Origin of the sequence: Parachlamydia sp. AcF125 (genome assembly GCF_018342475.1) — a bacterium.
Lineage (GTDB): Bacteria > Chlamydiota > Chlamydiia > Chlamydiales > Parachlamydiaceae > Parachlamydia.
In genome coordinates this window covers 315,351-328,146 of sequence record NZ_JAEMUD010000002.1, presented here as the reverse complement: position 1 = coordinate 328,146, position 12,796 = coordinate 315,351, and the positions used below count along the sequence as shown (strand labels likewise).

General features: G+C 40.2%; 10 protein-coding genes and 1 pseudogene. 6 read left to right on the top strand and 5 right to left on the bottom strand.

Features of this window, described 5'->3' with window-relative positions:
• Positions 1-171 precede the first annotated feature (171 nt).
• On the bottom strand, positions 172-2,079 hold the full coding sequence (locus tag PARA125_RS05475) for a hypothetical protein (RefSeq protein ID WP_213157720.1): 1,908 nt from the start codon (positions 2,077-2,079) through the stop codon (positions 172-174).
• A gap of 12 nt (positions 2,080-2,091) precedes the next feature.
• On the bottom strand, positions 2,092-2,283 hold the full coding sequence (locus PARA125_RS05470; RefSeq protein WP_213157719.1) for a hypothetical protein: 192 nt from the start codon (positions 2,281-2,283) through the stop codon (positions 2,092-2,094).
• Positions 2,284-2,433: 150 nt separating this feature from the next.
• Between PARA125_RS05470 and PARA125_RS05465 the strand changes: the two genes are divergently transcribed.
• The 6 genes and pseudogenes from PARA125_RS05465 to PARA125_RS05445 all read left to right on the top strand — a co-directional run bounded on the left by PARA125_RS05465 (position 2,434) and on the right by PARA125_RS05445 (position 9,604).
• Positions 2,434-3,225, top strand: a complete 792-nt coding sequence (locus PARA125_RS05465) for an alpha/beta hydrolase family protein (RefSeq protein ID WP_213157718.1) — start codon at positions 2,434-2,436, stop codon at positions 3,223-3,225.
• A gap of 12 nt (positions 3,226-3,237) precedes the next feature.
• The gene (locus PARA125_RS05460) at positions 3,238-4,911 is read left to right on the top strand and encodes a diphosphate--fructose-6-phosphate 1-phosphotransferase (protein ID WP_213157717.1); all 1,674 of its coding nucleotides are present in this window, start codon (positions 3,238-3,240) and stop codon (positions 4,909-4,911) included.
• 166 nt (positions 4,912-5,077) lie between these two features.
• Positions 5,078-5,677, top strand: coding sequence for a hypothetical protein (locus PARA125_RS05455; protein WP_213157716.1), 600 nt, complete (start codon positions 5,078-5,080; stop codon positions 5,675-5,677).
• A gap of 30 nt (positions 5,678-5,707) precedes the next feature.
• On the top strand, positions 5,708-6,397 hold the full coding sequence (locus tag PARA125_RS05450; protein WP_249274213.1) for a hypothetical protein: 690 nt from the start codon (positions 5,708-5,710) through the stop codon (positions 6,395-6,397).
• 117 nt (positions 6,398-6,514) lie between these two features.
• Positions 6,515-7,047 (top strand): annotated as a pseudogene (locus PARA125_RS10165) (transposase family protein); the annotation flags it as partial.
• Between the two features lie 226 nt (positions 7,048-7,273).
• Positions 7,274-9,604 carry a hypothetical protein gene (locus PARA125_RS05445; protein ID WP_213157715.1) on the top strand — a complete coding sequence of 777 codons (2,331 nt, stop codon included), beginning with the start codon at positions 7,274-7,276 and terminating at the stop codon, positions 9,602-9,604.
• Positions 9,605-10,304: 700 nt separating this feature from the next.
• Here the strand turns inward: PARA125_RS05445 and PARA125_RS05440 are convergent.
• From PARA125_RS05440 to PARA125_RS09805, 3 genes are all read right to left on the bottom strand, one after another.
• Complete coding sequence (locus tag PARA125_RS05440; RefSeq protein ID WP_213157714.1) at positions 10,305-11,306, bottom strand: M48 family metallopeptidase; 1,002 nt, start codon at positions 11,304-11,306, stop codon at positions 10,305-10,307.
• Positions 11,307-11,418: 112 nt separating this feature from the next.
• A complete protein-coding gene (locus tag PARA125_RS05435) occupies positions 11,419-12,015 on the bottom strand; it encodes a LemA family protein (protein ID WP_213157713.1) in 597 nt (198 codons plus the stop codon).
• Positions 12,016-12,328: 313 nt separating this feature from the next.
• Positions 12,329-12,598 carry a hypothetical protein gene (locus PARA125_RS09805; protein ID WP_249274212.1) on the bottom strand — a complete coding sequence of 90 codons (270 nt, stop codon included), beginning with the start codon at positions 12,596-12,598 and terminating at the stop codon, positions 12,329-12,331.
• Positions 12,599-12,796: the final 198 nt, after the last annotated feature.

The following is a 12,796-nucleotide window of genomic DNA, read 5'->3' as shown; positions in this document are numbered from 1 at the left end:
CAATTAGGACTTAGCCTCTTTATCGTTCATATTTAAAGTTTAATAAGGGTTTAAGAAATGGAGCTATTCCTTGCAGACAAGGGCTTATTAAAAGGAGGGAGGGCTTTTATCGTTCCAGTGCTTCTCGCCCTCATTTTTAGCAAACGTTCGGTTTGTCTGCTGCTTAAACTCTCAAAAATTTGGTCCTTTATGTTGAATCAAAGCCTTCCAGTGGCTGAGCATCTCTGGTGATAACAGCTTAAAAAAGCGGTTGTATAGCACAGGCCAAGCATGGTGATGTTCCGTGTCAACAAAAGCTAAACGTCCATCTTTAGCCCAAGGGATGTTGTTATAATACAGAGAATCTTTTAATCCCACTTTCGTCACCACATTATAAATGGCATTCAAATGAGCTTTGGTGATTTTTTTGCGAAACATTTTTTTGTTTTTTCCTCTCTCCACAATTCCCATGTCTTCGGAAAGAAGGATGAAATTTTTTCTTTTCTTGCAGGAAGAGGTAGGTGAAGGATAATGCGGAAGGACATAGATGTATTTTTTGGGGACCTTTAAAAGAGATTGATAGCCTAATTCGTCAATAGCTTTTTGGGTTGCTTGAGCTCCGTAGATGCGGCTTATCCAATTCTTCCAATCTTCGTTTTCTTGCTCATCCGTCATAATCTTGATAAAGTACCCTTTTATTTTTTTATGCCTAGTGGGGTAGATGGCGCTGTAGCTTCCTTTTTTGGTCCAGTAAAAGCCCGCTTGTTTTAAAGATCTGACATTCGATAAGGCCCGAGATTTTGAAAAAATGCGATCTAATGGCCCTTTTAACGGGTGATTTTCGGGAAGCAGATAGGGAAAGACAGCTTGCCACACATGATCAGAAATATGAGCAGGTTTTGGATTTTTTGGGCGCGAATGATCGGTTTCTCCATGCGCAGCGAGTATTTTTCGATCCGCTATTCCGCTATGTTTGTCAATTTGCAGCAAAGTTCGCGGATGGCGCAGGTGTTCATCGTAAATGCGGATGATCTCTGAAGGCACCGCGTAAATTCCATCTCTTTCGGCGATAACGCGGTAAAATGCGTACTGAGGATCAATTTGGATGTGGTTTTCTTGGGAGATAAAAAGGGCGTAATCGATATTTTGCTCTGCAGAGGCGTAAATGGGGGGCACAAAATCTAACGCATTGGATCCAAAAATCCAATAGTGGGTCGAAGAATCTTCCTCAGCTTGCCAGCTCAATTCATAGCACTCTTTATCCTTTTTGGAAAATTCGACGTCCTTGACTTGCAAAGGTTTGGTGACGTGAAATTTAAAAGGGTTTGTCCAATTACTCCACATGCCATTTTGAAGGCCTTTTATCCGAATAAAATACTCTTGCTCAGGATTTAAAAATGTTTGACAAAGGGGATCAAGTTCAATGCTTTCATTGGAAATCTGAATTTGATTTAAGTTAGGGATTAAAAAGTCGAAATTTTTATCAGACGTTATTTGCCACCAAATAGCCTCACATCTATTTGTCGAAAGCGTAAAAAACTTATCAAAGCCTAAGACTTCAACTGGAGAAGTATTAAGGCCCTCTTCTACGCCATTATCAAGCGTCAAATTCACGTTTTCCCACCCTTCAGGCATAGAGGGCCAATCATGGTGCTCGATAATTTTGAAATGAGCTAAATTATTCCAGGAATCAGAAAGACTAAAATTTGCAGAAGGGCCGCCCATCTTTGTTCTCAATACCAGAAAAGGATCGTCTGCAATCTCTTCGAAAGAGGCCAAGGAGTGATTATCTAGCTGCAAATAGCAAGTGTTATGCCAGGTATCTAAAAGTTTCCAATCACCCTCATAAAAATATTGAAAAACTGTAGAATCATGCGTGGGGATCCGTTCAAAAGGGCAATCGAGCTCAGCTGCCTTTTTTGCTAAAAAAAATGTTTTTTCTTCCGGAGTGAGCTTAGGTTCTGCACACAATTGCTTAAATGCTTTTTTTAATTGTAGGCCTGTTTCAGAAACAGAAAATAATAGGCTATCTAGCAAGCAAAAGAGGCAGAAAAAAAATTTTGCGTATGTACTCCATTTTAAGGAAAAATAGCTTTTCATCTCTCATTTCCTTTATCTTTTTAAAGCCAAAAAGAGCCAGCGTACAAGTACATAGCTAACCCAAAATAGGGAAGCTGCCAGTAAAGCAGCAAAGAGACTTTTCCAAAAAAGCTGTGTGTCGTTGTAAAATAAATAAAAACTTACTATTAGCATAATTCCGGCAAAAATATAGCTTGCCTGATCGATCGCGGGGTTTGCATGCATGGATATCCTTAGGATCTTGATTAAATTTACATGCATTAAGGCATAGGAGCTCTTTTTGGCAACTAAAAAATAAGAGGCGTAAGTATTCTTGCTGTAAACCTTGAGGAATGCTAAAACAGATTTATCAACATCCATACGTTACGGGATTCTATGAAGAAAACTGAAACACGCGAAGCTGTGGTTTTATCAAATGAGGAGAATAAGTTATTTGGCATTTTACACCGCCCTTTAGTCTCTCCACCCTATCCGGGGGTTCTCATTTGCCACGGATTTGGAGGGAATAAGCTTGGCCGCCACCATCTCTATGTTAGCCTGGCGCAACTTTTAGCAAAAGAAGGCATTGCCACTCTTCGCCTTGATTTTAGGGGATGTGGAGATAGTGAAGGAAATTTTGAAGAAGTCAACTTTGAAAATTTACTAAGCGATGCAAAGGCGGGTTTAAAGTTTTTACAAAAAGACCCGTTAATCCATCCTGCTCGTTTAGGATTGCTCGGAAGATCTTTAGGAGGAGCTTTGGCGGTTTTATTGGCTAGCCATACCCATGCGTTTAAAACGATCTGTTTATGGGCTCCCTTGTTTAGTGCCGAAGAGTGGAAAGAAAAATGGAAATTGCTGCAAACTATTTCAGATCCCCTTCAAAAAGAAGAACTCATGAAGGTCAATGGAAAAAAAGCTAGCTATGCTTTTTATGAGCAGCTATTTCAACTGCGCCTGGAGCCTGAGCTTGTTAATCTTCGCCAAGTGCCTTTACTGCATATTCAAGGAAAAAAAGATCTCATTATCACCAATGCTCAGGCGCAAAGATACCGGCAACATCGCGAAAATAGCGAAGCTGAATCTAAATTTGTGGAGCTGCCAAATAGCGATCACGATTTTTCCCATACAGAAGAGCAGCGTTTAGCCATTGAGGAAACGCTAACATGGTTTAAAAGGACTTTATAAGGGGTATTTTTCATGCGTATGCATAGTTCATTGCAAAAGAAGCGTTTAGCCTATTTGCCCAGATTACCAGAAATTTTGCAGCCATTAAGTTGTCTCGTTCCTCTTTTCGAACCTAATCAGAAAGCGCCGCAGCTTGCTTCTCCTATTATTCAACGTTTTCCAAAAACGATCGATCAAAAACCTTTGCGATTTGTGGTAGGGGAAAATAAAACACATAAGCCTCTAAAAGTAGGAGTGGTATTTTCAGGCGGGCAAGCTTCTGGCGGGCATAATGTCGTGAGTGGTCTGTTCGACGCCTTAAAAAAATTAAATCCAGCCAGCACTGTTTATGGCTTTTTAAATGGCCCAGGTGGAATTATCCAAAATCAGTTTATCGAAATAACTGCCGACCTTATCGATCATTATAGAAATTTGGGAGGGTTTGATCTTATAGGTTCTGGCCGTACAAAAATTGAAACTCCCGATCAATTTCAAGCGGTCCTGAAAACTGTCCAAGGATTACATTTAGATGGGCTGGTGATCGTGGGAGGGGATGACTCCAATACCAACGCGGCTTTTTTAGCTGAATATTTCTTGGTAAAAGGGTGTAAAACATGTGTGGTAGGCGTGCCTAAAACAATTGACGGCGACTTAAAAAATGAATCTATCGAAGTATCGTTTGGATTTGATACAGCCTGCAAGACATTTTCACAAGCTATTGGAAGTCTTCTTACAGATTGCTTATCTGCTAAAAAATACTATTTTTTTATTAAATTGATGGGGAGATCTGCCTCGCACATTACGCTTGAATGCGCGCTCAAAACTCATCCAAATTTAGCCTTTATAGGGGAGGAAATAGCCGCTCAACACAAAACTCTCAAGGAGATTGTTTGCCAAATTGCAGATCTGATTTGTCAGCGAGCTGAGAAAAAGAAAAACTATGGGGTGATTTTGATTCCCGAAGGGCTGATAGAGTTTATTCCCGAAATCAAAACCCTCATTCAAGAATTAAATAAGCTTTTAGCAAGTTCTTTACCCCATCTAAAAGAAATGGAAGCTCGCCCAAAAGCAAGCGATAAAATCGAATACATTCTCCCGAAGTTGAGCACTCCTTCGCAAGCGTGTTTTTCCCTCTTACCCCAAGATATCCAATTGCAATTATTAGGAGAGCGGGATCCCCACGGAAATGTGCAAGTTGCTAAAATTGAAACCGAAAGATTGTTAATTACGCTTGTCGCTCAAGCCTTAGCTGAAAGAAAAAAAAGGGGCTCTTATTCAGGAAGCTTCAATGCCCAACCTCTTTTTTATGGATATGAAGGGCGCTCATGTCTGCCTTCCAACTTTGATAGCCAATACTGCTATGCGCTGGGTCATGTCGCTGCCTTACTCGTTAATTCCAAATTAACGGGGTATATGAGTTGTGTGACAGACTTAATCCTACCTGTTGAACAATGGGGGATCGGGGGAACGCCACTCACTAAAATGTTGGCGATGGAAGAAAGAGAGGGAGAGGTGAAACCCGTTATTCAAAAAGCTCTTGTCGACTTAAAGGGAAAACCGTTTTCTATTTTTTCTCAGGAAAGAGAGAAGTGGAGGGTGGAAGACCTGTATTGTGACCCGGGGGCCATCCAATTTTTTGGACCGAGGGATGAAACGGATCAAGCTCCTTTAACTTTGCAATACGAGCTTTTAAGGCCACTGGCTTAAGCTTTAAGGTGTGCTTAATTGCAGGCTATTAAAAAACCAGCAGCCCGTAGGCTTAAGCGGGGAATTTAAAGTAGGCAAGAGATTTTTATTGTATAAATACAGCATGAGCTCTATATAAAAATTTAACTTAGTGTAAATGTTCGTGGGCAACTTGAAGGAAATACCAATGTCAAGAATGATCTTTTTATTCGCAATTCTCGCCGCTGCGGGAGTCACGTATCTTTTGGTGGATTATGCAAAAGATTCTTACGAAGTTCTTCCTATTACAAAAGAGGTTAACCCTGCTTCTGCAGAAATTTCCTGGCTGAATTTTAAATCTCCTTCAGGAAAATTTGAAGCGAAATTTCCTAAGCAACCCCAACATGCCACTGAAAAATTGGTCGACCCCAAAACAAAGGAACTTCGCGAGTACGACATGTATGCTGCAGAGGATAGCTCGGGGGATGTTTACATGATTAGTTTAATTACTTTTAATGAAGTTGATACTCCAGAGGAGCAAGCACCTCTTTTAACTTCCATCATGAATAACATGGTGAACGCCAGCACAGAAAATGTGTTAAAAAGTATGGAAAATGGCTTTTTTCAACACTTACAATCTTTAGACTTTACCATTCAAAATGGTGAAGTTGAAATTCAGGCAAAGGCCTTTATTGTAGATAGGGTGCTGTACGTTTTAACGTGTGTGTCAAAAAAATTAGATCATTCTCCTACAAAGTTTGATTATTTTGTTAATTCGTTTCACCTATTGAATGAAAAAACACTCTAACCATTAGCGACCAAAAATAGGGATAGATCGATGATAGCTTATAAATCTCTCATTTGCCCCATATTCTTTTTCCTGATTCTTATAGGGAACTTTGTTTGCGGCGCGCCAGGCTTATCCGCTGCGGAAAACTCTTTTCCGGAGAAAGCTGCCACGCCTTCGGCCAAAGCTCAGCAAACCTCTTCCCAAGAAAAATCTCCCGACAAACCGAGCGGTAAAAACGAGCTCCTTTACACTTCTCCGGGAGTCATGGCTTTAAAAAACTCGGTATGGGCGGGGAGCGATCACTTGTACAATTTAACGGATAAAATAGGCATTGCTGTCGAAGTGATCAAGCCTGCAAATTTTACAGGCTCAGCCTCAGAAGAAGCCCTAAAAAAGATTGTAGCGGACATTTTTGCCAAAGGGAATCTCTCTCCCATCTTAAATCCAGGCGCTTCTTCCAATCCTTTACCTTTTTTCCACGTGTTAGTCATGCTTTATCCCCATGAAGGGGGACTTGCGGTTTTTTGCGAGGGGCGCTTGTTTGAAAATGTTCAATTAGAGCGTGTTTTTCTGGATAAAGAGACGCGCCTACAAGCCATTACTTGGGAAAAACAAAGCCTTGTCATTACCCCTTTATTTGATGCCCAGGTTCAAATAGCCAAAGCGGTGACAAATATTGCCTCGGCTTTTGTGGAGCGCTATAAATACTTCGAACATATGAAAATTCAAAGAAAGTGAAAGGTTTAAGCAAGCAAAAGAACCCATCTTTTGCTTGCTTTGAGCTGTGGCCATTCTTTTTGCCCCTTCTGCTTATAATTAATACTACAGCGGCAATTAATCCCAAACCCTCCTTTGTCTTTTTTTCATATAAATCAAAATTATGGTGTGAGCAAAAGCAGTACCTATAAAATAGCCAAGTGGCTGAAGGCGCGGTGATTAAGCATCCAGACTTTGCTTTACCGATCTTTAAAGCACTCTTAAAGAGCGACATTGAATATAAAGTTGTTCTTGATCGATGCCACAAAAGTGTCTATTGAAAGCCCAGAAAAAGCAAAAGCTTTTCTATTCAGGAAAAATAAAAACACACCTTAAAGGCGCAAGTTGTAGTAGATAAGAAAGGTAGTAATCATCTGTACCGTTTTAAATGTATGGCCTGATAGTGAGTATCAAGGGACGTAGAGATTACATGCTAAGACGCAAATGCCCAAAAAAAGAAGGATAAGCAAAATAACTGCCAACTTTCCAGCAAACGTGTGCTTAATGAAAATGTTATTGGGAGCCTGAAGCGGTTCAAGATCATCTCCGATCGCTAAAGAAATAGGGGGAAAAGATTCTCTCTTTGTTTTAATTTGTTTGCAGGAATTCATAATTTGGAACTATCCCAGTGAATTTCAAAAAAGGACTACTGTATAGTACTAACAGGAATTTTGTGAAGTCAATATGGAATAAATAAGTCCTAGACCAACCTAAAAAAAACTTGCATGAAACTTAAATTTTAATTAGTTTGGCTGATAAACGGATCTAGGAATTGGAATAGATTAATCTCCCCTTTCTCGATTTTTAGAACTCATTTGCTCCGAAAAACAGAAATGCATTAACCAAAGAGCTTATTATATGAATATTCAACATTCTAGTCACTGTCATGATGACATTCGACATTTGGAAGGTAAAGTGTGGAAAGAGCGTATATCAGATTATTTGGATGCTATACAACGAGGCACGCCTCAAAAGCTAGCCACTCAAGAAATGCAAAAAGCTATTAAGGCGCGCGGTCTATTCGACTATGTCAGCTACAAGACAGCAATTTCAAAGATATTTCCCCCCCAGGACTTTAATTTAGAAGCAAGAATAGCAGGTACTCCCCAAAAGACTCCTAAGGGGGAGTATATCTTTACCGCTAAATGGTACGAGTTTGTAGTCAAGCAGAGATCAGATCATTTGCCTACAGGTCCAGAAGAAGCACAAAAGTGCGTGATTAAAATTCATGCCCCAGGAAGCCGTGCATTAACCTCGGATGTTGACACCTCTATTCTAACTACGTTTGAAGGTGATAGCTTTTTTTTTGAGAAGGCAGTCAAAATAGCTAAAGGTGAAGGCATAGATTTTGCAGGAAGGGTTACTAACCGGGTCATCAAGGGTTTTTATAAATTTTCGGAAAGAGAATTTGGTATAACCTCCTCTATACATCGAGATTCGAATGCCTATACAGATACACTTGCCAAAGATGAAGAAAATTATCCAAAATTTCACGAGCATGAGGAAGAAAATAACCCCTTAGTTCTCACGAAGAGACTTTTTTCTCCAAAAAAATTTAACAATTTTTTTAAAGAGCATAAATATAATAAACACGTGCAAGAAATGGCAGCAAGCTTGTTTTCTCTGCGTGATAGCTTAGAAGAAGGGGAATGGCAAAAATTTAAAGAGCAAGCTAAGGAAGAGCTAAAAGATATACTTGAAATACAACTGCTTAGGCGGCTTCCTGAACAGCAACACGATGTTCTTATTTCTGCTTGTCAGCAGGACTATGATAACATTTTTCAACGGATAGAAAAGTTATATGAGCACCATTGTGAAGAATTAAAGAACAAGCGTGATGCATTGGAGAACAAGGAGCGAGGAAAAGAGCCATTAGGATTGTCCGCAAAGTTACTGAACCCCGAAGAAAAAGAAGAAGATATTAAAATTGCGGCTCTCAACAGGCTCTATTTTGAGTACTTAGAGAAATGTACTGAGTGCTATGAGAAAATTTTGGCTTTAAAGAGTAAGAAAAAGCCTTTAAAGGTTGCATTGGAAGCAAAAAAGTCAGAATTAGTTAAGGAATTAGGTGCATTAGAAAAATTAGATGAGACAAGTACTCATCCGATTATCCAAGAAGTTGTTAAAAACTTACAAATAAACTGCGCTGCATATAAAGAAGACTACAAAGATTTAAAAAAATCTTTGCGTGAAAATATCCTAAAAACCGCTCGGCAGCAAGTAAAGCACCATTACGCTCAAATTCTAGCCAGCACATTTGCCTATGAGGCGTATGTATGCCGCTCGGCTGTGTACCATGTGGTTAATGGCCAAAAGGGTTTTGAAAATCTTCATATTTCAAAGCAAACTTTACTAGGCTCGGCTCTTCAGCAAGCTGGCTTTAAACTCTTGCATACTAAACAAGTAGTAGATGAAGATGGGTCTTCTGCAGAGAAGATAGCTTATAATACAGCTAAGTATGGTCAGCGGCTTTTTAACCTCATTTTTAGTGGACACAAGGAGGCGCTCGATAGGAAGGACATCAAGCTTTTAGCCAGGGGGATGATAATAGAGGGCTTGCCTAAATTTACCTACCTTCGATCTGAACAGATAGGGCACAATGCTTATCCCACTTTTGGGGAAAAAGAATTAACCCTTATAAATACCCAAGCAAAAATTATCCAGCATATCAAATCAAACTCTGGGATTTCAGATGGTGATAAGTTTAAAAAAACACGTGAATTACTCCAAAGTGAAGGCATAAAGCTTAATTTTGAAGAAGAAAAAAGTCTCTATTTATCAACTTGCACTAAATTAATCGGCCTGGTCTATGCTGCTAGGCTAAAGAAAAAAGGGTACCTATGGGGGCAAGATCCAAATACTCCTTTGCTAAATAAAGTTGAAGAAAAAAAGGAAACAGAATCTTCGGTTCCTCTTTCTAATCTAAAAACTCTCCAAGCTCCAAAAGCTCCAGAATCTAGTGAAGAAGAGAGTTATACAGATGAAGAAGAAGAGGTTTCTAGCCGAAGAGAAGGAGTAGCTAAAGATATAGGGCGTCACCAAAAGGGAAAGTCAAAAAGTGAGGTGAGAGGTGAGAAAAGGGCAGAAGCGAGAGATGCTAAACAAGAAGATGATTCTGTTGCTCTAGTTATTGCAGGTTCTTATGAAAAAAGAAAACGACAACAATCTAAGAGAAAAACGGCGAACTAAGTGGCCTATTAGGTCGGTGTTCTCCTGAGCTTGCTTCCTGCAAGCACGGTCTTAAAGAGCCTTTTATGGCTCTTTATCCCGATTTGCCAACTAGGCCTGGGTTTTGCCAACCCCCAGGCTAAGGACACAAATTCTTAAGAGAAACTAAAATAAAAGTTTCTCTGCATGGTGCCTTTTACCTAGTCACCGCCTATGAATTATAATTTCAATCTTAGTATAGGCGAAGACAGCTTTGATGGACAAATGTTCTATACCATGCCTGTCGCACGCAAAAAGTTTGCGTCGATATCATTAAGCTTTTGCTGCAATGCGGCGCCCTTCCCTTATAAAAGCTAAAAATAGCGCAGGCCAGACACCTTTACGTTTAGCGTCATTGGCAGGAAAGCAAAAAATGTGAGTACTTGCTAGATTAAATTGCCGATGAATTAATAAAAAAGTTATCAATGAAACCAAGTTTAAGGAGGGCGAAGAAGCCAAAGAAAAAGAACAGGTAGCATAGAAATTTCAAGAAATTAAGAACGCTCATCCGCAATAACTGAATCCAATAAACAGAGCTTACTCTCTTCGAACGAAGAAAAAAAGAATTAAGCCCTTTTAGCCTATACTTAAGCTGCCCTTACGTTAAATTGGCGTCAGGTTAGTAAAAAAGAACGGTTGCAAAAAATGCCTTTAAAAAACCTAATAATGAGGTTTATGCTTACTAGGCGTGCTTAGCAGAGGCTTCTACATTTTCTTTCCACTCTTCTGGCATGTAAGTTTGACCTTCAATCGCTTTGATTCTTTTTTCAAGAGGGGGATGAGTGGCAAAGAGAGAGCTTAGCCCTCCATGGTTATCTAAATAGAGGTGGGAGTAGGCCATCCCCTGAGTTGGCATGGCGGTGTAGTGTTCGCGCATGATTTTCTTTAAGGCACTCGAAATCCCATCCGGATTGCGCGTAAATTGGACAGCGCAAGCATCTGCCAGATATTCTCTTTCGCGGCTAACGGTAGCTTTTAGAATGGACCCAAATATCCAAGTAAAAATGCCGGCAAAAAGAAAAATGACCGCTGCAATCGCAATCGGATTACCTCCTTTTCTTTCTCCCTCTTTTTCCCTGCGATGAGTGCTGCCAGATATAGAGAGTAGGCGCATTCCCAGATAAAAGACAAAGAAAAACCCCATAACCATCGCCGCAAGTCGCATGTTGATTTGCATGTCGCCGTTATAGATATGGCCAAACTCATGGGCTATAACGCCTTGAATTTCATCCCGATTTAAAGTTTGAAGGGCTCCCTCTGTAATGGCGATCGCCGAGTTATCAGGGGTTAAGCCTGCCGCAAATGCATTGATAGGCTTGGCAGGTAAAATATAGACGGCCGGCACAGGAAGAGAGGCCGCTAAAGCCATCTCTTCCACAATATTTAAGAGCTGCTTTTCTTTGGGATGATTTGTATGAGGATCTAGGCGCCGCGCTCCCATAGACTCCGCTACATAGCCTCCCCCAAAACTTTTAAACATCGCGTATTGATAGCCAGCTGCGCTAAATGTCATCAATAAGAAGAAAAATCCCAAAAAAGGAAAAGAAAAACCGGTAGATGAAGAAGCAAACGAACGGAAAGCCCATTCGCTGGCTGCCGCCACCAAAAAGGTTAAAATCACAAATAGGCCTACATACAGAGACGTTTTCGATTTAGCTCTACGCTGCGCTTCCCAGAAGTTCATATTTTAGACCCTCTATTCATCTTAGCTGTGGACACTTTTCTTCTTGATTTTAGGCTATTTTTCCTGAAAATAGCCTCCTTTTACGAGAAAAGACTCAAAGCTTTCTATTTAATTAGAATGAAACTTTAACAGCTTTTTTTGCTTCCGTGTCTTGAATTTCAAAAAGTTCCGCAGGGTGGTGCCCAAATAGGGTAGCAAAAAGGGCTGCAGGGAATGTCTGCTGGGTGATATTGTAGAGCATGACTTGATCGTTGTATGCTTGCCTAGCAAAAGCCACTTTATTTTCGGTAGAGCTAAGCTCTTCTTGAAGTTGTTGCATATTTTCGCTAGCTCGGAGCTGGGGATAGTTTTCTGCCAAAGCAAAAAAATGCCCTAGAGCCCCTTTTAAAGCTGTTTCTGCTCCCAGGAGTTGCTTAATTGATCCGCTTCCTGTAGGTCCTCCACCTTTTTCGACAGCTTCTCTTGCCGCAGAAGCCGTATTGCGAGCTTGAATGACAGATTCTAAAGTCCCTTTTTCATAGTTCATATACCCTTTGACGCTTTCGACCAAGTTTGGGATTAAGTCATAGCGGCGCTGTAGTTGAACATCTATCTGGCTCCAAGCATTTTTCACTTGGTTCTGCAAGGCAACTAGGCGGTTATAGATCCCAATTCCCGATAGGGCTAAAAGTGCTAGAATTGCAAGGATGATTAGAAGTGGTGTACCCATTTATCGCCTCTTAATTGTGAGTTAATTTCATAACGTTAGCTTAACAAATTAAAATTAATAATACAATTAAGAAACTAAAAAATAAGTCAATATGCCGGCTATATAACCTATAAAAGCGGGCAATGTGATATTTCTCAAATAATCTGAAAAGCTTACTTTTTCCATTGTCAATAAAATGACTCATGCCGCAGAGCCAATAATCAGTAAGCTGCCGCCTGTTCCAGCACAATAGGCAATCAATTGCCAAAATGAAGAGTCGGCGAGGTACAGGTGGATGTCATACATCCCCATAGATGCTGCGACTAAGGGAATATTATCGACTAAAGAAGACGCAATCCCAATCACAGCTGACAACAAGTAGAGCGGTGGAATGAAAATAGCGATCTAACCAATGAGCTAGCCGATCCCGCAAATGGAAAGTCTCTAAAGAATTGACAGTTAAAAGGATACCTAGAAAAAATAAAATACCCGATATGTTTATTTTGGAAGCTATTTCGCTTGTTTTTAAAGGATGATAGGGCTCTTTGCGATAAGCAAGGTCGGTAAAAGTCCATAAAAGGCTTAATCCAAAAATCCTCCCCATAAAAGGGGCCATCCCGTCACAACTTTAAAAATAGGCTCGGAAATTAGGCTTCCAAGACCCAAAATTAAAATAGAAAGGGAAAGAGGGCTCATCTGCGGTTTTTCGCCGACTAAAAAGGTGTCAGGAAGTGCTCCTTTTATAAAAAAAGTCAAACACAGGAAAGAGAGCTTTAATGATTTGTAAGGTGGAGATCTGCCT

Excerpts from the sequence above, each read along its gene's own strand:
- PARA125_RS05475 (WP_213157720.1), bottom strand. The coding sequence starts at position 2,079 with ATGAAAAGCTATTTTTCCTTAAAATGGAGTACATACGCAAAATTTTTT.
- PARA125_RS05470 (WP_213157719.1), bottom strand. The coding sequence starts at position 2,283 with ATGCATGCAAACCCCGCGATCGATCAGGCAAGCTATATTTTTGCCGGA.
- PARA125_RS05465 (WP_213157718.1), top strand. The coding sequence starts at position 2,434 with ATGAAGAAAACTGAAACACGCGAAGCTGTGGTTTTATCAAATGAGGAG.
- PARA125_RS05460 (WP_213157717.1), top strand. The coding sequence starts at position 3,238 with ATGCGTATGCATAGTTCATTGCAAAAGAAGCGTTTAGCCTATTTGCCC.
- PARA125_RS05455 (WP_213157716.1), top strand. The coding sequence starts at position 5,078 with ATGTCAAGAATGATCTTTTTATTCGCAATTCTCGCCGCTGCGGGAGTC.
- PARA125_RS05450 (WP_249274213.1), top strand. The coding sequence starts at position 5,708 with ATGATAGCTTATAAATCTCTCATTTGCCCCATATTCTTTTTCCTGATT.
- PARA125_RS05445 (WP_213157715.1), top strand. The coding sequence starts at position 7,274 with ATGAATATTCAACATTCTAGTCACTGTCATGATGACATTCGACATTTG.
- PARA125_RS05440 (WP_213157714.1), bottom strand. The coding sequence starts at position 11,306 with ATGAACTTCTGGGAAGCGCAGCGTAGAGCTAAATCGAAAACGTCTCTG.
- PARA125_RS05435 (WP_213157713.1), bottom strand. The coding sequence starts at position 12,015 with ATGGGTACACCACTTCTAATCATCCTTGCAATTCTAGCACTTTTAGCC.
- PARA125_RS09805 (WP_249274212.1), bottom strand. The coding sequence starts at position 12,598 with ATGGGGAGGATTTTTGGATTAAGCCTTTTATGGACTTTTACCGACCTT.